The sequence below is a fragment of the Shewanella sp. 10N.286.54.B9 genome (assembly GCF_041468565.1).
Taxonomy (GTDB): Bacteria; Pseudomonadota; Gammaproteobacteria; order Enterobacterales; family Shewanellaceae; genus Shewanella.
This window is the reverse complement of sequence record NZ_JBFRIY010000009.1, coordinates 145473-168133: the sequence shown is the minus strand read 5'-3', so window position 1 is coordinate 168133 and position 22661 is coordinate 145473. Positions and strand designations below refer to the sequence as shown.

General features: G+C 44.2%; 18 protein-coding genes. 5 read left to right on the top strand and 13 right to left on the bottom strand.

Going from position 1 to position 22661, the window contains the following annotated elements:
* Nucleotides 1–12 precede the first annotated feature (12 nt).
* The 4 genes from AB4135_RS03115 to AB4135_RS03100 form a co-directional block, all read right to left on the bottom strand.
* A complete protein-coding gene (locus AB4135_RS03115) occupies nucleotides 13–1512 on the bottom strand; it encodes a CoA-acylating methylmalonate-semialdehyde dehydrogenase (RefSeq protein ID WP_371990225.1) in 1500 nt (499 codons plus the stop codon).
* 176 nt (nucleotides 1513–1688) lie between these two features.
* Nucleotides 1689–2879 carry an acetyl-CoA C-acyltransferase gene (locus AB4135_RS03110; RefSeq protein WP_371990223.1) on the bottom strand — a complete coding sequence of 397 codons (1191 nt, stop codon included), beginning with the start codon at nucleotides 2877–2879 and terminating at the stop codon, nucleotides 1689–1691.
* Between the two features lie 396 nt (nucleotides 2880–3275).
* Complete coding sequence (metA, locus tag AB4135_RS03105; protein ID WP_371990221.1) at nucleotides 3276–4223, bottom strand: homoserine O-succinyltransferase; 948 nt, start codon at nucleotides 4221–4223, stop codon at nucleotides 3276–3278.
* 72 nt (nucleotides 4224–4295) lie between these two features.
* Nucleotides 4296–4697, bottom strand: coding sequence for a YbaY family lipoprotein (locus AB4135_RS03100; protein WP_371990219.1), 402 nt, complete (start codon nucleotides 4695–4697; stop codon nucleotides 4296–4298).
* A gap of 216 nt (nucleotides 4698–4913) precedes the next feature.
* Here AB4135_RS03100 and AB4135_RS03095 point away from each other — a divergent pair, with 216 nt between their 5' ends.
* On the top strand, nucleotides 4914–5681 hold the full coding sequence (locus tag AB4135_RS03095) for an SDR family NAD(P)-dependent oxidoreductase (RefSeq protein WP_371990217.1): 768 nt from the start codon (nucleotides 4914–4916) through the stop codon (nucleotides 5679–5681).
* 97 nt (nucleotides 5682–5778) lie between these two features.
* On the opposite strand, the gene ompW is transcribed toward AB4135_RS03095, so the two are convergent.
* The 5 genes from ompW to AB4135_RS03070 all read right to left on the bottom strand — a co-directional run bounded on the left by ompW (nucleotide 5779) and on the right by AB4135_RS03070 (nucleotide 9671).
* The gene (ompW, locus tag AB4135_RS03090) at nucleotides 5779–6459 is read right to left on the bottom strand and encodes an outer membrane protein OmpW (RefSeq protein ID WP_371990215.1); all 681 of its coding nucleotides are present in this window, start codon (nucleotides 6457–6459) and stop codon (nucleotides 5779–5781) included.
* Between the two features lie 299 nt (nucleotides 6460–6758).
* Nucleotides 6759–7307, bottom strand: coding sequence for a nucleotidyltransferase family protein (locus AB4135_RS03085; protein ID WP_371990214.1), 549 nt, complete (start codon nucleotides 7305–7307; stop codon nucleotides 6759–6761).
* 92 nt (nucleotides 7308–7399) lie between these two features.
* Nucleotides 7400–7801: a YbaY family lipoprotein gene (locus AB4135_RS03080; RefSeq protein ID WP_371990212.1), complete on the bottom strand. Its 402-nt coding sequence runs from the start codon at nucleotides 7799–7801 to the stop codon at nucleotides 7400–7402.
* 37 nt (nucleotides 7802–7838) lie between these two features.
* The gene (gene tesB, locus AB4135_RS03075) at nucleotides 7839–8708 is read right to left on the bottom strand and encodes an acyl-CoA thioesterase II (RefSeq protein WP_371990210.1); all 870 of its coding nucleotides are present in this window, start codon (nucleotides 8706–8708) and stop codon (nucleotides 7839–7841) included.
* Nucleotides 8709–8771: 63 nt separating this feature from the next.
* Nucleotides 8772–9671, bottom strand: a complete 900-nt coding sequence (locus AB4135_RS03070; protein ID WP_371990208.1) for an SDR family NAD(P)-dependent oxidoreductase — start codon at nucleotides 9669–9671, stop codon at nucleotides 8772–8774.
* 451 nt (nucleotides 9672–10122) lie between these two features.
* Here AB4135_RS03070 and AB4135_RS03065 point away from each other — a divergent pair, with 451 nt between their 5' ends.
* Nucleotides 10123–11022, top strand: a complete 900-nt coding sequence (locus AB4135_RS03065) for a 1,4-dihydroxy-2-naphthoate polyprenyltransferase (protein ID WP_371990206.1) — start codon at nucleotides 10123–10125, stop codon at nucleotides 11020–11022.
* A 332-nt stretch (nucleotides 11023–11354) separates the two neighbouring features.
* On the opposite strand, the gene AB4135_RS03060 is transcribed toward AB4135_RS03065, so the two are convergent.
* Both AB4135_RS03060 and AB4135_RS03055 read right to left on the bottom strand, forming a co-directional pair.
* Nucleotides 11355–12758, bottom strand: coding sequence for an ammonia-forming cytochrome c nitrite reductase subunit c552 (locus AB4135_RS03060; RefSeq protein ID WP_371990205.1), 1404 nt, complete (start codon nucleotides 12756–12758; stop codon nucleotides 11355–11357).
* 65 nt (nucleotides 12759–12823) lie between these two features.
* Nucleotides 12824–14035: an NnrS family protein gene (locus AB4135_RS03055; protein WP_371990203.1), complete on the bottom strand. Its 1212-nt coding sequence runs from the start codon at nucleotides 14033–14035 to the stop codon at nucleotides 12824–12826.
* 379 nt (nucleotides 14036–14414) lie between these two features.
* Here AB4135_RS03055 and AB4135_RS03050 point away from each other — a divergent pair, with 379 nt between their 5' ends.
* The 3 genes from AB4135_RS03050 (at nucleotide 14415) to AB4135_RS03040 (ending at nucleotide 17505) form a co-directional block, all read left to right on the top strand.
* The gene (locus AB4135_RS03050) at nucleotides 14415–14609 is read left to right on the top strand and encodes a carbon storage regulator (RefSeq protein WP_371990202.1); all 195 of its coding nucleotides are present in this window, start codon (nucleotides 14415–14417) and stop codon (nucleotides 14607–14609) included.
* Between the two features lie 335 nt (nucleotides 14610–14944).
* Nucleotides 14945–15562 (top strand): NAD(P)H-dependent oxidoreductase, encoded by a 618-nt coding sequence (locus AB4135_RS03045; RefSeq protein WP_371990200.1) that lies wholly within the window; start codon nucleotides 14945–14947, stop codon nucleotides 15560–15562.
* 2 nt (nucleotides 15563–15564) lie between these two features.
* Nucleotides 15565–17505, top strand: coding sequence for a monovalent cation:proton antiporter-2 (CPA2) family protein (locus tag AB4135_RS03040; protein WP_371990198.1), 1941 nt, complete (start codon nucleotides 15565–15567; stop codon nucleotides 17503–17505).
* Between the two features lie 58 nt (nucleotides 17506–17563).
* On the opposite strand, the gene hpf is transcribed toward AB4135_RS03040, so the two are convergent.
* Nucleotides 17564–17920: a ribosome hibernation-promoting factor, HPF/YfiA family gene (gene hpf, locus AB4135_RS03035; protein ID WP_371990196.1), complete on the bottom strand. Its 357-nt coding sequence runs from the start codon at nucleotides 17918–17920 to the stop codon at nucleotides 17564–17566.
* A 368-nt stretch (nucleotides 17921–18288) separates the two neighbouring features.
* Complete coding sequence (locus tag AB4135_RS03030; protein WP_371990194.1) at nucleotides 18289–22623, bottom strand: alpha-1,6-glucosidase domain-containing protein; 4335 nt, start codon at nucleotides 22621–22623, stop codon at nucleotides 18289–18291.
* Between the last annotated feature and the right edge of the window lie 38 nt (nucleotides 22624–22661).

Below are 22661 nucleotides of genomic sequence, written 5' to 3'. Positions count from 1 at the left end.
TAACTTGTGCTTTTACTTAAGGTCAATGGTCATGTTTGGCGCTGATGCCACCGCGATATCAGACTCAAACCAGCGCGCAGTAATCGTCTTAGTCTCAGTGTAGAAACGCACAGCTTGCTTACCATAAGCGTGTTGGTCGCCGTAGAAACTGCCTTTCCAACCAGTGAATGAGAAAAACGGTAGCGGCACAGGGATAGGTACGTTAATACCTACTTGGCCCACTTCAATTTCATGTTGATATTTACGCGCTGCAGCGCCACTGGCGGTAAAGATTGAAGTACCGTTACCGTATGGGCTGTCGTTAACTATGGCAATTGCATCTTCTAGAGTTTCAGCGTTCATACAACAAAGTACTGGGCCAAAAATCTCCTCTTTGTAGATGCTCATATCTGTAGTGACTTTATCGAACATGGTAGGGCCTACCCAGTTGCCTGACTCATGACCTTCAACGGTGAAGTTTGTACCATCAAGTAAGCAATCTGCGCCCTCTTCAATCCCTTGAGCGATAAGACCGACCACACGCTGCTTAGCAGCAGGACTAATGACCGGACCGTAAGCGGCATCTTTGTCATCCCAAAGGCCAGGCTTAACCTTAGCAATCGCTTCTTTAAGCTCTGGGATCCACTCTTTCGCTGCACCAACAAAAACCGCAACTGAAAGCGCCATACAACGCTGACCTGCCGCGCCAACAGATGCGCCAACTAGATTATTAATCACTTGCTGCTTGTTAGCATCAGGCATGATCACGCAGTGGTTTTTTGCGCCAGCAAACGCTTGCACGCGCTTAAGGTTGTCAGTACCGGTTTTATAGATGTACTGACCAACATTCACCGAACCTACAAATGAGATGGCTTTGATGTCAGGGTGACGCAGCACAATATCAACTGCAGTCTTATCACCGTGAATGAGCTGCACCACACCTTTTGGTGCACCCGCTTGTTCAAACAGCTCAATCAGTCGTTGCGGCGTCATAGGATCTTGTTCAGACGGCTTAAGAATGAAAGTGTTACCACAAGCAATCGCCAGCGGGAACATCCATAGTGGGATCATCGCCGGGAAGTTAAATGGAGTGATACCAGCACACACGCCTAAAGGCTGGGTGTAGCTATAGGTGTCAATTGAACGGGCAACGTTTTCAACGGTTTCGCCCATCATCATTGAAGCGATGTTACATGCATGCTCAGCAACTTCGATACCACGCCAAACATCACCTTTTGCATCATCGAAGGTTTTACCCGTCTCTTGTGCAAGGATGGTTGCAATCTCATCGTGATGCTCTTTTAGCAAATGTTGGTATCTAAGCATAACGCGAGCACGCTCAGAAACAGGTACCTCTTTCCAACTGCTAAATGCTGTTTTTGCACTGGCTATCGCAGTTTCAACCTCACTGGCAAGGGCTGCATTTACTACTGCTATTGTTTCGTTATTAGCAGGGTTAGTGACGGCGATCTGCTGCTCGCCATTACCTAGAATCCATTCGCCATCGATGTAGTGCTTAACTTGAGTGGTCATATCGCTTCCTATTTTCATCATCTATTTGTGATAGTGATGAGCAAAATGATGATTTAACTACCGCCTTTATTATTTTGTTTTACAAGCTAGCGCTGGAGTACAAAGCTAGCTTGCAGGCTGTTAGTTAAATCGAGTCTTGTTGATTACTAATATTCAAACCTTACGTCCAATAGCGCTTAAAGCTCAATCGCCATTGCAGTTGCTTCGCCGCCGCCAATACACAATGACGCCACGCCTTTAGATAGGCCGCGCGCTTTTAGTGCATGGATTAAGGTAACGAGCAAACGTGCGCCAGAGCAGCCAATCGGGTGACCGAGTGCGCAAGCGCCGCCATTAACGTTTACTTTCTCGCTATCGAGCCCTAGCTCAGACACTGCCAGCATGGTCACCATGGCAAAAGCCTCGTTAATCTCAAACAGATCAACCTCATCTTTGCTCCAGCTCACTTTGTCTAACAGTTTATTCATCGCACCAACCGGCGCAGTAGTGAACATTGAAGGTTCTTGAGCGTGGGTTGTGTGGCCTTTGATAGTAGCCATCACTTCCAATTTAAGCTCGCTCGCCTGTGCACGGGTCATTAGCATTAACGCTGCAGCGCCGTCAGAAATAGAGCTAGAGTTAGCCGCTGTAATCGTGCCGTCTTTGGCGAACGCAGGGCGCAAAGAGGGGATTTTGTCCGGACGAGCGTTACCAGGCTGCTCATCGGTATCAACCACCACATCGCCGCGACGATTAGCCACTGTTACCGGGGTAATTTCAGCATTGAATGCGCCTGCTGCGATAGCATTGTTAGCCTTTTCAAGTGAGCTAAGTGCAAATCCATCCATTTGCTCACGTGTTAAGTTAAAATCATCAGCAGTGTTCTGGGCAAAGGTTCCCATCGCGCCGCCGGTGTATGCGTCTTCTAAACCGTCAAGAAACATGTGATCAAGCACTTTGCCATGACCCATGCGCATACCGCCGCGGGCTTTATCTAGCAGATAAGGCGCTTGGCTCATGTTTTCCATCCCGCCAGCAATCACCACGTTGGCGCTACCGGCTTTAATTAAATCATGGGCAAGCATCACGGTTTTCATACCTGAACCACACACTTTATTGACAGTGGTTGCACCGACGGATAAAGGTAAATCAGCGCCAAGAGTTGCTTGACGTGCAGGCGCTTGACCAAGACCTGCTGGCAGTACACAGCCCATTAGTACTTCATCCACCTGCTCACCCGCTAAACCACTGTGCTGCATCAGACCTTTAATCGCAGTCGCCGCCAATTTCGGAGATGCGACAGTTGCGAGTGCTCCTTGGAATCCACCCATTGGCGTGCGCTTAGCAGCAACAATAACGATATCTTGGTTTGACAGATCTGAACTCATAAATACTCCAGTAATACTATTAGGCTTATTCTCTGCGAGGTTTACGCTTAAACTCTATTTTCACATCAGTATTAATAAATGTAAGAACAATGACTTAACCTAAAGTTTTTGACTCAAAGTCTTTTTATCATCGGCCTCACACTTTTCAGTTGCTAAATGTGATCTCGCTCAACATTTCCACACTGTGACGTTTACGCGAACGTAAAGCAAGTGTTAGCTGGTCAAACATCTACCAAAGTATTAGCAGTTAATGTCACTTTGCATTTACAGCCTAAAAATAGAATGGGTAGATTGTGTAACCTCTGCCAACAACACTGCTCGCTCAGAAAAAAATCGAAAATAAAAAAAAGCCGCGACCCAATAGGGTTGCGGCTTTCTGAGCTTAATCTTAGCACCTTACAGCACTTCGGACTCCCACGGAGTACGTCCGCTCATATCATCAAGGTTATAAGGTGTTAACTGGTACACGTAGTAATTAAGCCAGTTGCTAACTAGCAAACTGCCATGGCTGTGCCAACGGGCAATAGGCTGCTTTGATGGATCATCAAAGGTAAAATAATTTTGCGGCACTGCAGGTGACAACCCTTGCGACAAATCTCTTTCGTATTCATCTTTTAAGGTTGATTTTTGATACTCAGGGTGCCCCATCACGAACAGGTTACGATTACTCCGACTCAGTACCATATAGGCGCCAGCTTCATCAGACTCAGTTAAAACCTGCAGCTCAGGGTGGGCTTTTAGCTGCTCGACATTCATCTCGGCAAAACGCGAATGAGGGGCATAAAACTCATCATCAAAACCACGCAATAAAGGAAAATGTTCTCGAGTTCGCTGATGACAGAAGACTCCAGAGCGTTTACTGCTTAGCAGTGTACGATTTAGACCATACAGGTGATAAAGCGCTGCGTGCGCTGCCCAACATAGAAACAGCACAGAGGTAACGTGTTGCTGTGACCAGTCAATGATCTCCCGAATATGATCCCAGTAAGAAACATCTTCAAACTCTATCTGCCCTAACGGTGCACCTGTAATGATAAGACCGTCATAGTTTTTATTTCTCACTTGCTCGAAATCACGGTAGAAATTATTCATGTGATCAATTGAAGTGTGTTTGGACTCTTTGTCGTGAATCCGCAGCAAATCAACATCCACTTGCAGCGGTGTATTTCCCAGTAAGCGTAGTAGCTGCGTTTCGGTTTCAATTTTGTTAGGCATTAAATTGAGGATCAATACCTTCATCGGACGTATATCCTGATTCGCTGCACGCGTTTCAGACATAACGAAGATATTCTCGGATTCCAAGATCTCTGCAGCAGGTAAATTGTCAGGGATTTTAACGGGCATACAGCGCCTCTTATTCAATTAGGAAAATCAAACAGAAAAGGCGCTGACAAGAAGTCGTAATCTAGTTGATTATTACCGCGCCACTTTCTGCAGTAAAACTGACATTGGCTCTGAGGAGTCTAAGTCAATTTTATAAGCTTGTTCATTTATAAACATGAGTTTGTCATTAAGGCTAATGCGCGCCCCAATCGTATAAGTATGCCCCGCTTCAAATTGATCTCTGTTGATCAAAAACTGAAACGGTGTTGGCGTACTGACATCACTGCGTTCGAATTCTGCTATTACAACGGCTGGGGCATCCATCAAAGATACATCCTGCACTTTTATTGATATCACCGCTTCTGGAGGCAGCGCAATGCGCTCTTTGTACCAAACCTCTCCTTGGATCTCGACTATGGCATTAGAGGTCGCACAACCCGACAACAAGCTCGCCGCAACAACAAAAGATAATAAAAGTTTAAAGCAGTTTTTCATGTTAACGCTCCTAATAATACATCAAGACTTCTGGAAGTCTATATGTCCGTACTTGAAATTTGTATGACTTAACGATGAATATCACTGTCATAGTCTACCATTCCATCATTTCACTGAAGAGAACGCGGCACCCTTGTCACAGCAACAAACAATTAATCTTGTTCTAATACACTTAAGTTTCTATGATAAGTTACCGATTCGAAGTCGAATACCTTTATGACACAAGCAACTGCAATAATTGTCGGCGCGAGCTCATTACTCAGCCGTGAAATAGCAAAACAGCTTGCTGATGACGGCGTAGAGCTCGCCTTATTAGCCCAAGATCCACAATCTCTTACTGAGTTTAGCCAATCTCTACCAACAAAGGCTGAAGTGTTTCCATTGCAAATTGATGACCCTCAAGCGGTGATTTCGACACTCAATGCAGTGTGGCACTCTCTTGGTGGTGCTCATCTAGTACTGGTTAATACTGGATTAAACAGTTATGACCCTGAACTCCCTTGGCAACCAGAGCAAGATATCATTACGGTTAATGTGCAAGGCTTTTCAGCGATATGCAATACCGCCTTCAGGCTATTTCGCGATCAAGGTTATGGTCAATTAGCGGCAATTAATTCGATTGCTGGTTTAAGGGGCGGGCCTAACGTTGCTTACCATGCGTCAAAAGCTTTTGCTGAAAACTATTTTGAAGGCTTAAGTATGCATGCACAGCGCCTTAAGCTACCTATCACTATTACCGACATTCAGCTTGGACTGCTTGATAAAGCCGCCCTGCAGCAAAGTCGTATTTGGCTCTCTCCACCGGCTGAAGTTGCAAGACAAGTGATTAAAGCCATGAAAGCCGGTAAGCGCAAAGTGTATGTGACTAAGCGTTGGCGTCTTGTCGCTTGGTTAACCAAACTGTTACCGGAGTTTGTTTATAATACTCGCCACTGGAAAACCAAAGCACAGAAGCAAGCAGAAAAGGTCGCTAAGAAAGACTAACCGAGTTAGCTGGATTAATATTTTTGCTTGCATCTAAATTAAAAAGGAGCCATAAGGCTCCTTTTTATTGGGGGGAAATCCAAGTTAATCAATATGATTAAAAGGTGTAACCCACACTCACCATGTAAACCCATGGGTCAATGTCTGTTTCAATTGTTACAGGTACTACTGTATCGGACGCTAGCACTTTGTAGTTGAAATTAGCATCTGTACTAATTTTTGCATACCAAACAGAAGCATTAACAAGCCAGTTATTGTTGATCTGATAATCTAAACCAATCTGGCCAGCAACACCCCAAGAGTTAGATAAGCTCAGGTCTGACAGTCGTCCGCCGACATCATTAGTAATTTTATTATCATAAAAGTTAGTAAAATTAACACCGAGTCCGATGTAAGGTCGCAACTTCGAATCTGCAGTACCAAAATAATATTGCGCAACTAAGGTTGGGGGTAGATGCTTAGTTTCAGCAACTTTTCCAACACCCGCCAAAGAAATATCATGTGTGAACGGAGACGCTGCTAATAGTTCAAGACCAATATTATCCGTCAGCATGTAGCCAAAGTTAAGGCCAAGTTGAGTATTGCTGCTTACAGAAAATTGACCTAAATCTCCTAGATCCGGCGTGACGATATTTTGGCTAGATTCATTCGGTGTAACCACAGCAACACCTGCACGTACAATGATATCACCAGCCTGATGAGCTAGTGCTGAAGAGGTAAAACCGGTAGTTAGTAGGGCTGTGGCGATCAAACCAGAAACGATATTTTTGTTCATCATATTACTCCATCAATACAACATGAGCTGCTGTTTTTGTTATCAATATCCTTACATTTGCGCGTAGCCTGCCAGAATACCTACAGCGTCTTTTTGATCTAGATCAACAACAAAACCAAATACCTATTTAGTGATACCGCAGAGTGATCACGATCACACCTTTATAAGATACATTGAAGCTGCAGCTTTTAAATAGGTGACTTACAACACGAAAGATCAAAAACCAACCAGACCAATCGAGATTGTTGAATTACATTTATCTAACACTGATTTAGGAAGCAAGAAGTAGAAGTGAACGCGGTTTATTTGACCATCAATTGAGGGTAATGAGTTAACCACTTTTTACTCATCAATCTTTGCTCAAACAGTTGCTTTCGTTTGATAGGGTTATGGGAAACTGTAAGTTCGAATAACCTTTCGCAACCAAATGGGCAATACAGCTCTATTTTGGGCTGAGCAGCACGACTTATGCTTGCAGCAACAGCTGTTTCCTTTTCAGGCCAAAAGCTCATCGCATCAACACAAGAGTGATAAGCGCTATCTTGGTTTTTCAGATGCATTCTCGCTTGATTCTTTACCGACCAAGGGTACTCAGGGGCTATTGCGTTGAGCTGACTTTGATAGTGCTTGTCGATTTCAGGGCTTAGGTTATTGGGTTCGAAATAGATGAGGTCTATATCGTTTAACGGGCGAGGTTCAATCCCATGCAGTTTATCCCACACCAGATTACGCACAAACCCTGCAGCTAACATCCATTGGGGAAGATTAAGGCTTTCTGCTATCAATAATGCTTGGTAGCGATAGGTATCTTTTTCTAACCATTGAATTATCTGTTTACGCGGCTCAATCATAACGACTAATAACTCAATTGACGGCTAACAGCCTAGCGATTAAATGTAATCCAATAAAAAGGAGCCGTAGCTCCTTGATTAACATTAGCGATCTATCTTGACGGTGGCACCGCTTTCATTAGCACTTCAGTGGTGAACTTGTCATTGTTGATGACAGGGAAGCGATCATAGGTTTGGAAAATAACCTGGCCTTTATACTTGATCATCGCAACGACACCATAGTTGATAGCGCTATCAATGGTATCTGCTGGCAGCAGAAACTTAAAAGGCACTGGTGCTCGAACTATATCAAAACTTTTCTGCGCAATGATGGAGCCTGGAGTATCAAAATCGATGATTGCTATTGTAATAGAGCTCCCCTGTGGTAGCGCTATTTTCTCTAGGTAACCTGCAGCACCATTGACCATAACAGGTGGCACATCTTCCACTGTTACACAGCCCGCCAATGCGATTAAGCACAATAAAACAGTCCACTTCTTTAATGCAGTCATCATTGTCTCTTCCTGAATATCATATTATTAACTTCTGTAATTACTTATTTTTACTGGTCATACGAATAAGGCCTTCTTGCGTTGCAGAAGCAACCAACTGCCCTTGCTGATTAAAAAACTTTCCAATCACAAAGCCACGACCACCACTGGCGTTCGGGCTTTCAATACTATAAAGCAGCCATTGGCTTAAATCGAATGGACGGTGAAACCACATCGCATGATCAATGGTCGCCATTCTCATCCCTGGCGTTAAAAAAGACACACCATGAGGCTGAGCAGCAGTCACTAAGAAGTTAAAATCTGAAGCATAGGCAAGCAAGTAGTCATGAACACAAAAGTTCTCAGGTACTTGCCCATTAGCCCTAATCCAAACATGACGCACAGGCTCGGTAGCATTGGGTGCCATAGGATTACAGGGGTCAACCAAACGCATCTCTATTGGTGCGTCAGCCATAAACTTCTCTAACATTTTGGCTGGAACTTTATCTTGCAAAGTCATTGCTAACTCTTGCTGATTAAGTAACCCTTCTGGACCTGGAACGTCTGGCATATTGGCTTGATGATCATAACCTTCTTCAAAAGTCTGAAAAGAGCAGGTCATGGTAAAAATCGGCCGACCTTTCTGAATGGCTTTCACTCTACGAGCACTGAAACTGCCACCATCGCGCATAATTTCAACGTCATAGATAATCGGTAGCTTTTCATCACCGGCACGTAAGAAGTAGGAGTGTAGAGAGTGCACCTTGCGATCAGCAGAAACGGTTTGTTTTGCAGCGCTTAACGCTTGCCCCATCACCTGCCCACCAAAAACATGACCAAAACCAAGATCTTGGCTTTGTCCGCGAAATAACCCTTCCTCGATCTTCTCTAAAGAGAGCAGCGCGAGTAAATCGTCTAATACTTGACTCATCGGAACCTAAAAGTTGAGACTATTAGTGCTAGCTTAACTCAAGTCCGCCTCGCCTCGCTAGTGTTACTCTAACTCAATATCACGCTGTTCAGCTGAAGCTTTAGCCCAAGCGAGCACTTGTGCTTCGCCAGATGATCGACTGCGATAAGGCTTCGCTCGATGGATATCCCTCCAACGGCTATGGATCACCTCTGGTGTGCACTCTTCAGCAGTAAAGCGACTGGCAGAAAACTCGATAAATTCAGCCTGACTGATCCCCCCAGCGGCAGCGAATATATGTTTGCCTGAAGGACATTTACTACTGCATAAATAGAGCACCGCAGATAGTGCGGTTGTCTTTGAGAATAGAGGTCTAACGGTAGGCGCTAAATGTTCGGCAGTCATTTTAGTGACCGCGTGAGGCGTAATACTATTGACCGCAATATCGAACTCTTGCCCTTCTAAGTGAAGACTATTGACCAGTCCTACCAAGGCCATCTTGCTAGCGCTAAAGCTTGTTTCATAGACATCGCCAAAAATTGAACTGGCACAGGTCATAATGATACGACCGTAACCGCTACGTTTCATGCTCGGCCAAACGGCTTTGGTCATGTTAAAGCTACCGTTTACATCAACATCAAATTGACGCTTCCAAGTAGATTCGCTTAAATGTTCAAAGGGGCATGAATGATGAATCCCTGCATTGTTGATGAGTATGTCTACTTTTCCCCAGGTTGATATTACTTCATCAATCATAGAGTTAACAGCAGCGGAATCACTGATGTCGAGGCAAAAGATTTGTACGTCTCCACCTAAAGTGGTGATGGCATTGGCACAGCTACGTAATCCAGCGTCTTTAGTTGATAGTGGTTCATTATCAATAATCACCACTTTCGCACCACGCTCTGCTAAAGCGATGGCATAAGCCCGTCCTAAACCTGCCGCTGCGCCAGTAACAATGGCAACTTGCTCTTCAAAACGCATGTCCTAGCCCTCAAACATTTAAATTTTGGTTTCACACTCAAGCGGCTTCAATACACTAGATCTGCAGTGCTACGAAGATACGAGATCTCTATGAGGCTCGTAATCACTTTCGATATCTTAAGGTGTGTAGTTACAAGTAATTTGGACGTAGGCCACTTCCCTGTAACACAAACAATGGCTTAAAGTATTCGGCAGCGAATGCTGAACAAATATATTTAAGCACGTTGCCCAATATTGCATACAATACTGGTGCACAAGTGTGCGCTAGCTCTAAAATTTTAAATGGCTAAGGAGACCAGAGCCTTAAGTTGACAATAATGTTAACTTCGACGTAATTGGTGACAGAAAATCCACTTTTTAGATGGCGCTAATCTTGCTATCATATGTGATATACCTCCTTTTGTTACATTGCAATCTGTCGATGTATCTCTTTGTAAAGTAAAAATAAATAATGAATCCTTGGATATTAGCAATACGCCCTCGTACCTTACCTGCGGCTATAGGACCTCTTTTGGTCGGCAATGTTCTAGCATTACAGCTAGAGCAGTTCAGTTGGTTTATCGCAATAACATCGATGCTTTGCGCTGTACTATTACAGGTCGCAGTTAACTTAGCCAATGACTATTTCGACTATAAAAGCGGTGTGGATACTGATGAACGTCTAGGGCCAGTTAGAGTCACTCAAAGCGGCATGCTAACGCCCAATGCTGTGCGAAATGCCATGGCTCTATGCCTTATACTTGCTTTGATTGTAGGCTCATTCTTAATCGCTCATGGTGGTTGGCCAATAGCATTTCTTGCGGTAGCTGCAATATTAGGTGCTTTAGGCTATAGCGGCGGTCCCTACCCTCTCGCCTCCCATGGTTTAGGCGAAGTCGCTGCATTCGTATTTTTCGGACTGGTTGCTGTAGTGGGCAGTTACTTTCTACAAGCTGCAGAAACTAGCGGCAGTGCTTGGTTACTCGGTTGTGCCATTGGCTTCTTAAATGCAGCCATCATGCTGGTCAATAACACCCGAGATATGGAGACTGATAACAAGGCGGGTAAAAAGACTTTGGCAGTGCGCCTTGGTTTAGCGCAAGCGCGTATTTTTTATCAAAGCTTTGTCTATATGCCTTTTGCAATCATAATCACTGGCTTTTTATTGGGTGTACTGCCTGGTATGCCAGTGCTGTTAGCGGGGTTAGCTTTTATCTTGGCCCGCACTTTGTGTAGAGACTTTAACGAGGTAACAGGCGCCGCGCTTAATCCTTTACTTGGCCGTACAGCAAAGCTCACGATGATCTTCAGTGCCTTATTTAGCATCGGGCTAATCATTGATTTACTTATACCAATCAGTATAAAGATTTGATCGCTCAGCGAGAGTTTAGCGGCTTTGAGGTAAGGCAATGAATGAAGGACATAGTTATTCTACGTTCAATTTCATTAACGCTGCATCAAAGCCGCTAAAACTCGCCTGCTAGGAGTGTTTTTGGCTTGCTACTTCTGTGTTGAATAAACTCATAAGGGAACAACCATTATGTCATTTATCCGCCTTGAATTAGCGTGCCAAAAACGCTCTGAGTAGATCAACTTCTTATACTGATTGGTATTACTTAGCATTTAGTTTTTATCACCCACAAAAAAGCCAGCTAAATTAAACATTCAGCAGGCTTTTTGTATCATTCAATGTGACTAAATAAGTTATTCGTATCCGTACTTGGTCACTTCAGACCAGTTTTTATCGACATCTTCTTTAATAAACTTCTTCTTCGCTTCAGTTAGCTTTTCAAGCTCAATACCAACAGCGGCATGGGCAGAGGCTTTACTACTGATATCAGGATAGTTAACACTCTTTACGTCAAACTTTTTCAAAATTTCATCGAGAGATGTGCGAGCATATTTTACTTGTCTTAGTGCCATATCCAGTAGCGCATTACCCTCTTCAGGATTATGAGCATACAAACCATGTGAGGCCATCGCAAAGTCCCAACGCCATTGAGAGTGACGAATAGCCATAATGGCATCATTCATCACAGGCCATGTAGCGCCAGCATCCCAGGCCGCTGCAGCTTCATAGTGTGCCTTAACCAATAACCCTTCAACCTCACGTGCTTTAGCGTCGATCGTTGCCTTGTTTTTATCGAGTGCACTTATGATTTTCTTCTCACTCTTGTGACAGCTCTGGCATACCTCATCAAAGTGGTCCAGTGCTTTACTTACCTTATGGCTAGTAAAGCTATTGCCTTGCTCATCGGTTGTTTCTGGCATGTGACAAGTAATACAGGTAACGCCTGCCTCAGCATGCTTACTACGACTCCAGTGCTCAAACTCGGGATGACGCGCCTTTAAGATAGGTGTTTGAGATATAGGATGGATCCATTCATAGAAACGACGGGTATCATAGTACTTTTCAATATCATCGACATTATTGCCAAAGATCCATGGGATATTAACTTTATTGCTGCGTTCAGGCTGAAAGTAATAAGTGACATGGCACTGGCCGCACACCTGCGCGCCCTTCATATTGTTATTTTGCTTATCAAAAGGAAGGTGTACTTTCGCCATCGCATCCTGGGCGTGTGGTCGAGGCAATGCAAGTTCAGCCTTTCCATCGACATGACAGTCTGTGCAGTAAACAACACTATTAACCTCTTTACCCACTTCAGTGAAGTTCTTCGCTGAAAAGCCTTCAATGCCCAGCTCATTCATTAACCGCGGAGCATCAGGCGTTTTACAGGTCCAGCAACTGGCAGACAAGCCCTTATCTCCAGCTTTAGGTGGCACGCCAGTTCTGAGGGTACGAGTAACATCCGCTACCGCAAAATGATGGCCTCTAGGGCTGTTGTACTCTTTCGCAAAAGAGGAACCAGCCCATAAAATAATGGCCGCTGGATAACTTGCCAACATATCTTCACGCTCGGTCTGCTCCGAAGTTTCTAGCCAGCTCTCATATTGAACTGGAAACTTCTGTTTCAAGCTCGCATCACGGGCTGCTTGCTCTTTGGCTGCAACACTTGGCTCTGACGCTTGAGTCAAACTGGCTATGCAAAGAAGCGACATTACCCCTGCTGTTTTAACGACATTTACTAGCATTTTTACACTCATCTAATTCTCAATTTTTTAACTAATTTTTATATTTAATCAATATTGCTAAGCTCAAATTAACCGCGCTACCCTGGTCGACCATCGATGCGGGGCTTGGACAATATTGAAGCATAGTTTACGACAAACAACGCAAAGGCTAACGACCAAAATGCTCCAGCTAACCATAACCATAACTGATAATAATCGGGTGCTATTATCGGCATTAAAGACCGCAGCACTGCAGCGATAGGGATGCATAAGAAGGCTACGGCCATCTTCGGACCTTGATAGATATTTCTACTTGTATGACCTAGAGATACCCTTGAAATCATCGACAAGCAAATGCCAGCCAAAGTACCTATCGCAAACAAATGTATTAAATGGCGGTAAGCCATAGAATCATCAATATTGGCAGCAAGTGCAAATAGAGTGACAGGCAAGAAAAGGTAAGCGATATGCAATGACCAAAGCATAGGTTCTTTTAAGGTTTTGTGTGGTAACCAACGCAGCCAACGACTAAGGTGCAGCGCACCAGCAAGTATTAATACCCCTTGCTCAATACCCTGTGGTAACACTTTAGTCATTGCCTGAATGACTAAAACAATCATCACCACAATCAGGCTTTTTTCTAATAGAGCGATTGGAGTCGGCTTGGTTTGCTTGATCCTAATCGCGGTGAAAAATGGAATGACACGACCACCAACAATAGTGATAAGTAAGCCTAACCACCAGATCATCGCTTGCCAAATTTGCAGACTAAGGGAGAAATCTCGGCTGCTTAGCGCGTAATAGCTGAGTAAGTTTATCGATAATGCCGCCAGTAACATGATGGGAAAACCGATATTGTGCCACTGCTTAACCTTGTAGATACAGCGCCACAGCTTGATAGCTGTTAGTCCAATAAACAGAGAATCGAATATCGCTGGCAACCATAACGGAATAGAAACAGGGAGCAGTAACATTATTCTGGCCAGTAGCCAACAGCCAAACGTTAGCGCTAATGCCCAACCTTTCATGCCAGGTTGGTTGGTCCATGTTTGCACTGATGTGAGTAAAAATCCGCAGACTATTGCTAACGCAAAACCAAAAAGCATCTCATGGGGATGCCACCATAGCGGTACCACTTTTACCCAGAAGTCCGTTTGAAAAAGACTGTAATCAGGATAGAACCAGGTCACTAACCACAGCGGCACAAACAGCATTGCCACTGTTGCTCCGCCAAGAAAAAACGGCCTAAAGCCTAATCGGAACAAAGCAGGTATTTTCTCTGTTGCCGCTGGATCATCAATATTTAGCATTGTTAAGCCTTAATCTTTAACAGGCATTTTAAATATACCTTTAAATAGTAGCACTAGTGTATCGAGCAATAATTTCGATAACAAATGATATCGAAGTTGTTTCTGACTTCTGTGAACTAAGTAGTTATCTGTCTGATTTGGTTATTCCTTTGTAGGTATAAAGCATTCGCCTGCCGTTCTTTCGAATGACTGTCCGCAAATGTGCTCACAAAAAATTCCAACTGTTCGATTAAACTTTAATTTGCAGTTTTTATTAATAAAATCACTTCGAACTGTTAAGTGATATAGAGGAAATAGCTAAATAAGTCTTCAAATTACAGCTCGACGGTTTGTATATTAGTCTAGACTAGAAGCAGCAGTTCATATACAAGGATGTATTATGTTAATTCTCACCCGCTCGGTAAATAGCGCGATAATTTTAAGTAATATCTACGATGAGCATGGCAACTCGTTAGGTGAAATCGAAATCAACATTTTTAAAGATAACCGTATCGGTGTGAAAGCCGATAAATCGATTGATATTGTGCGTGCAGAAGCGCTCGACGCTGAGCGAAACCTACAAGACTGTAAATGATACTCAAACAATAGAATGTCAGAGTAACGCAGCGTATTGAACTTATTACGACTGGTTGTAGATTTTTTAATCTTAGTTTTTGTTCGAGCTCAATCCATTTAGGACATGACTTGAGCGATGACGCTTAGCTAACGAAGCGAAAGCGTGTTGTAGCTGATTTGTGCTGCATGACTAAACCGCATAGCCTTGACCCTGCCAAAATAACCAATATGCTGTGGCAAAAACAACCATGAAAGATCAACTGAACCTAGTTTATCTCTGAAGATTGTTAATGCTTCTAGCTCAATGTGCTAGATTAAATAACAAGTAGTTAGGATGACTTAACTGGATTAACAATGGTTGAAGCAACAAAAAAAATTCTGGTTCTTTATGCACACCCCTCTCAAGAACGCTCAGAGATCAACAAACCGCTATTTGACGCGACTCAGCATCAGCACAATGTAACTGCCGTCGATCTTTATGCTGAATATCCAACATTTAGGATCAACATAGATAAAGAACAACAACGTCTGATTGAACATGACGTCATTGTATTTATGTTCCCGCTGTATTGGTACTCAACGCCATCGATTCTAAAAGAGTGGCAAGATCTTGTGCTCGAATATAACTTTGCCTATGGCGCTGATGGTAATGCCTTAAAAGGTAAAACTTTCTTATGCGCTATCAGCGCAGGCGGCAGTGAACCCGCATATCAACACGATGGTTATAACAGCTTTACCTTAAGAGAATTGTTATCTCCGCTAGAGCAAACTGCTTGCCTGACCGGTATGACTTATCTCGCGCCTTTTGCGCTATTTTGTGCCCGCAGTGCCTTGGAAGAGAATCGATTGCAATCTCACATCGAAGATTGGCAAAGCGTATTAACTGCGCTATCTAACGACACCTTAGATATTGCACAAGCCAGTAGATTACCGAAACTCAACGAAAACCTCCCGACGCTAATAAAGGACTGATAATGACCGCTTACTTTATCCAAGCTTTTATCTATCTATCAGCTGCCGTTATTGCCGTCCCTCTAGCTAAACGATTAGGTTTAGGCTCGGTATTAGGCTACCTCATCGCTGGTGTGGTCATAGGCCCTATAGCCGGTCTTGTCGGCAGTGAAACCAACACCTTGCAACACTTTGCAGAGTTTGGTGTGGTGATGATGCTATTCCTCGTGGGTCTAGAGCTTGAGCCACGTATGTTATGGGACATGCGCCATAAACTAATGGGGCTAGGTGGACTGCAAGTTGCCCTATCAACATTTGTGGTGATGGGGATCGCGCTAACATTTGGATTGACTTGGACCGTAGCACTTACTGTGGGGATGATCTTTTCATTATCATCCACAGCAATCGTACTGCAGACCTTTAACGAAAAAAATCTCACCAAAACTGATGGCGGTAAAAATGCATTTTCAGTGCTGTTATTTCAAGACATTGCCGTCATTCCTATGCTGGCCTTTATTCCCCTGCTTGCGCTGCCCGAACTGGTTGAGAAAGCTCAATCAGCCGCGGCAACCGCTGCTGAGCATCATGATGAGATGTCTTTAGTTGCAGGCTTACCGGGCTGGGCATACGGCATTGTGGTGCTACTGGCTATTGCCTCTGTCGTCGTAGGCGGAAACTACCTGAGTCGGCCGCTCTTTCGCTACGTTGCCAGTTCTAATTTACGCGAGATTTTTACCGCGACCGCGCTAATGTTAGTGATTGGTATTGCTGCGCTAATGAGTCTTGTGGGGTTATCACCCGCTTTAGGCACTTTCTTAGCTGGTGTGGTGCTGGCTAACAGTGAATTTAGACATGAACTAGAGTCGGTCATTGAACCCTTTAAAGGGCTACTACTCGGCCTGTTTTTCATTACCGTTGGCGCGGGGATAGATTTTACAGTGCTCGCCAGCAATATCGGGCCGGTGATGGCGATAACATTAGCAGTGATGTTAATTAAGGCACTTGTGCTGCTTATGCTAGCGATGATCTTCAAAATCAAGAATAGCGACCGTTGGCTGTTTGCTTTAAGTCTGGCTCAAGCCGGTGAGTTTGGTTTTGTACTACTGAGCTACACTGTGCAAAACCACGTCATCCCAGTTGATTTGGCACAAATGTTATCGCTAGTCGTTGCGATATCTATGTTCCTCACTCCGGGACTGTTCATTTTCTACGATAAAGTGATATTGCCGCGTTATGAACAAACAGAAAACAGCCGTGACCCAGATGCTATCGATGAAAAAGGCACGGTGATCATCGCTGGGGTGGGTCGTTTCGGTCAGGTCGTCAACCGTCTGCTTGTGACTAATGGTTTTAAGACCGTGGTGCTCGATCATGAGGCCCAACAAGTTGAAAACCTCAGAAAGATTAAAACTAAGAGCTACTATGGCGATGCCACACAACCGGATTTACTACACACAGCAGGGATTGCTGAAGCCAAAATGCTAGTCATTGCTATCGACAACCCAGATAGAGCCGTCGAACTCACTGAGTACATCAAGCACACCTATCCTAATGTCATTGTCCTCGCCCGAGCTTTTGATCGGAGTAATTTATATCGCCTACGTAAAGCTGGGGCTGACTTTATGGTTAGTGAGACTTTCCATTCAGCATTGCAACTTGGGAAACATGCGTTAACAAAACTAGGGGTACACCCCTTTAAAGCTGAGCAACAACGGGCTATCTTTTTTGAAACTGAAATGACCCACAAAGATACTCTCTATGAATCTTGGAAGATGTTCGCTGAAGATGATAAACACTTAGTACATTACCGCGACATGTTTATTAAATTGGAGGAGACTCTCAGTGCAGCAATGAAAGATGAGCGTTATCGTAGTTTTTCAAAAATGGAGCGTGGCTGGACACCACCTCCAAAAGCTAACCATACCGTGTTCTCTAAATCTGAATCTGATGACGTCGAAACCTAGCATAAAAAAGCCCCGTGCTAACTCATTAGCGCGGGGCGATCTTATTAAAACGGCTCTATTAGCTTAAGTTCATCTCTTGAACTTTTTCATGGGCAATTTCTGGAGTAGTAACCACTGGCTTCGAATGAAGATCAGCCTTTAGTTGGCCTTTACGATGCTTTAGTGCCGCATCGAGTTTTTTAGCTGCGCTGGTTATCGCTGGGTACATGACTGCATCTGTACCTGACGATGAAATTCGACTTCCCTCATAATTGGTTCTAATTTCAACCTGGAATTCGCCATGCTCTTTAGCAATAATAATATCAAGTGCGATCAGGGTTGGAAAATGACTTTCTATCTTCGAAAACTTCTCTTGGACATGCTGCTTAACAACATCAGTTACATCAACGTGGTGACCAGAAAGATTTATTTTCATAGGTTTTCCTTTTTACAATGACTTCTTCTAATACATTTGGGGTTAGCGCGCTAAATTACAAGCTTTATTAATAAAAATTTACGCAAATTATTGCCTAAATCTTGTCACTAATCGCTGCAGCCCAGAGCCTATCAGTAAAGTCAAAAAAATAATATTTTCAGTTTTTAATAAATTTGTCATTTTACTATGGTTAAAACATATGCGAATTGAACAATTACTGACTAACGAGAAATAAACCATACACTCTTAATCAAAATTGCCTCCTACTAATTTAGACAAAAAACCCAGCTTTAGCTGGGTTTTTATCACGCTTTTGACAAATAAATTTAAAATAAATGAGTGCTTTTTATCACATCAAACACTTAGCGTTAATTTACTTTACTGACACTAAACATTGGTGCCTTTGGATCGGGCCCTGTAACGGTAAATTTATAAGTACCAGCTTCGATGATATTCAGATGCATATTAGCGCCTTTTGAGGCTAAAACTTGACCAACATCAAGCGATACATTCTCTTGTTCAGCAGCCGCTCCTAAATCAACCGTAGACCAATCGCCGGTAGCGATTTTAAATTCATTGTCACCCGCGGCTAGCGAAATATTGACCGTATAGGTAGACATACCTTGATAGCTAAAAGCATCAACTTCACCCCAGCCGTTCATACCACCACGAATGTAAACAGTCTGACCGGCAAACATCTCAGCTTTATAGACTGTTAGCGTTATCTCATCTCGATTTGATGCGTCGAATATAAACGCATAAGTCGTTGCTTCACCCGCTTCAAAGGTCATATTGGCGCCACTAACAGCCAACAACTCGGCAACCTCAATGCTAACCGCAGCGTCTGATTCTCCAGAACCATAATCCACTGTAGACCAATCATCGGATGCCACCTTAAACTCATGGTTACCGGCAGCTAATGAAATATCAGCGCGATAAACACCTGCGCCCATGTAAATTAACGTATCGTCGGTGCCCCAACCATTCATGGCTCCTCGAACAAACACTTCTGTACCAACAAAAGGCTCTTCGTTGTAGACTTTAAGGATCGGCGCCTCTTTATCTGCCGCATTGAACGAGAAGAGATAGGTCGCATCGATAGCCGCTGTAAAATGCAAGTTTGCACCCGAGCGAGTTAATGGTTCATCGACCCCCTCTTCAACCTGTGCCTCTTCAGCAGACAACCCACCAAAATCAACGCTGCTCCAATCAGCCGAGGCAACTTTAAACTCATAATCGCCAGCCGCTAAAGTAATCGCAATGCGGTACTCGCCATCGCCAATGTAGATTAACTGGTCTGTTTCGCCCCAATCGTTCATGCCACCACGCACAAAGACTTCGGTGCTGCCAAACGGCACCACATCTGGTGCGCCAACGGTAGCATTAGCCGCTAAGCCTGAACCTTGGGCATCTCCCTGAGCTTTAACAAAAACAGCGGTCGTGTAAGCAGGTACTGTAAAGCTCCCCTCTCCCTCTGCACCGCTAAAGCTGGCACTTGCCACCATAGAGTCAATCGACGACATTAATGTTGGGTGGAGCTCAAAGCCTGTTGCTGTTGGAATGGTATGGCTGACCTCATTGGCACTAGCGTTCACCATCACCACCAACGCATCGACGGCAGGGTCTAAATCAACTAAGTCAGTGCCATCATCAATACTCATCACAATCACACCTTGAGTTTGACGCTTACCAACGTTATGGAAACCGACCCGCTCTATAATCTCAGCTTCTGTTGTCAGTCTAAATAACGGGCTCTGACTGCGAACATTTAGGAACTCATTGAATACGCTAGAAGCCATCTCAATCTCAGACATTGATGCTGCTGCATTGGGATTGGCTGAAATGCCAGCGATCTGCTGCCACTTAGCTTCATTATCTTGTTTACGGGGTAAGCCAACGTTCCAGTTATGGCTATTTTTAGTGAAGTCCACCCAATTAAACCAGTCTCCAGAGTCATAACTGTTTCTATCCATTGATTTCGATCTCAACAGATCGCCACCCATTTGTAAAAACGGGATCCCTTGACTAAGTAACGGTATTGTTGCGGCAATATTTTGCACACGCACCCGCTCATCAATACTCATCCCAATTGGATTTTTATATTGCAGGTTATCCCACAACGTTTCGTTATCATGTTTAGAGACGTAATTAATACTATCGGCAGGATCTAAGGTATAAGCCGTTGGTTGGCTATTCCAGCTGAAGCTGCTGCCTTTGGCCGAATTACCATTGAAGTCTTTAAGAATGTAGTTTTTAAGGTTACCGGCCATCGATAAACGCAAAGTGTCTTGATCCCGCAGTGCATCATCAGACGCCTCGACTTTAAACAAGTTACCGCTGCGAACACTCTCACGAATACGGTCATTAAAGGTGCCTACTTCACTGCCCGCCATATTGGCTTGGGTTGCTTGCTCAAATAAGCGATTGTCAGCCACTTCACCAAAGTTCCAACCTTCGCCATAAAAGTAATTATCTGCATCGACCGCTTGTACAGCTGTGCGTGCATTGAGAATACTCTGCTTTGGCATATGCCCCATCACGTCAAATCTAAAGCCATCAAAGCCATACTCTTTGGCGAGTATCACCATTGAGTCACTAACAAATTTATCCATCATCCGGTGTTCAGTCGCGGTGTTTTCACAGCAAGTTGAACGCTCAATAACACCAGATACTTCGTTATAGCGGTGGTAATAACCCGGTACTAGCTTATCGAGTACTGAGTTATCCCAAAGTCCTGATGAGCTGGTATGGTTATAGACCACATCAAGCACTACTCTTAAGCCCATATCATGCAGCGCTTTGTTCATCGCTCGCAGTTCAATCACTCTTGCAGTGCCTTCGCTAGAACTGGCGTAACTTCCTTCTGGCGCGATAAAGTGATGGGGATCGTACCCCCAGTTAAAACCATCTAGACCACGCATGGCTTCAACAATGGCCTGTGCGTCAGCAGAGCCCGGTAAGCTATCGGCAAGTACCGTCTCGATGGTTGCCGCTTTATCTTGAGTGCTGCAAGCATCCGCTGCATTATCAATTTTGTCACACAACATACCCAAGGTATCAGTTAACTCAATGCGCTCAGCGCTGTCTTCATTAATACTGGCGATGTCAGTTACAGGGAGCATGTGAAAATGGGTTAAACCGTTAGCCACCAGCTTTTTAAGGTGTTCAACCGGCGCAGTGTCCTCTTCTGTAAAGGCCAAATATTTGCCTCGATTTTCAGCTGAGGTACTTTCATCACGAATACTGAAGTCACGTACATGACCTTCGTAAATAACAGCATCTTCCGGGTTAGTAATGGTCGCCACGCTATGGTCGTCCCAGCCTTCCGGTTTTAAATCATCATCACTGAGATTTACGAATTGGCTATAACCTCCATTAGTAGACACATTTAGCGAGTATGGGTCGGTCGCTTCAGTAGTCTCTAGCTGTTTAGTTAATGGGTGATAGACCGTCACTTCAAAGCGATAGAATAATCTATCTAGGCTCATGTCGCCTTTAAATGACCAGATCCCAGTCATCGCATCAAAACTCATTTCTTCGCTACGATTTAAGCTTTTATCAGCATTGTAGATATTGAGTTTTAGCGCTTGAGCCGTTGGCGCCCAAACCGAAGCAGTAACGTTGCCATCACTATAATCGAGCCCAAGTGCTGCTTCATCGGCATCACTCTCACCTGATGTGTAAAGTGCATCTAACACTTTGGCTGCCTGCACGTAGGTCGCCGCAACAGGCACGTCCTCACCATTATGAGCGGCAACAACCAATTGCGCTTTGACAATCGCTTTAGCTTCATCAGCGGTTAGATTGGTGCTATAAGCTTTCCAGTCAGCCATATGCGGGATCAGTGCTTTTTGTGCGTCGCTAAGTTCAATTGCGGTTAAGGCCACAGTCTCACTATTAATAATGCGGTCAGGTTCCGCTGCAACGCTGATATCTGCTTTTTGAGCATAGTGCAGTTTAAAGCTACTGATATCGGTATCATCTTGATCCCAAATTAGCGTATCAGCATCAAGCCAGTGTGCGCTCATTCCTGATATCGATAACGGCTGTACACCTAGGCTTAATATTGGATATTCAAAAACCGATGGTTCGCCGTGCAGGGTAAAGTTCATCCGCACAAATGTTTCATCATCTTGCATCAGCGGCATACTCAAATCGCCATCACCAAGCGCCTTGCCCGAACCTTCTGTGCCAATGTGAATAATGAAATTACCGCAGTCGCTATAACCCTCTTTCAAATTCACAATCCAGTAGGCGCCGTAGTTAGGATCGATACCATCAAACTGGTGTCCGTCGGCCCAATCGGAGCTATCGAACGGTGCAGCATAGGCATCACAAGTATCGTTGTTCCAAGTGTGCAACCGATAACCATCATAAGTCGGGTCACTTGGGCTGTTGTCAGCGTCTTGCACATTGTTGTAATACACCACGGCCTGATTGGCGGCAGGGGTGAATACCGGCGCGGGTAAAGTTGGATCTGCGCCAACAATACACTGCTCATTGTTTTCATCAGGAACCGTTGGAGCTGGGCAACTGATAGGTTCAGGAGCAACACAACTTGTGCCAGCGGCATCCGGCACCATTGGCACATTACAAGTAAGTAATACGCTACCTGGTTCTGACGAATCTCCGCCACAACCCGCTAAACTCAACGCACTGATCGTCAGTGCTAAAAGAGAGATATTATTAGAGATCCTCGACATGAGTGATTTCTCCTAAATGATTTAATCGTTGATTTAAG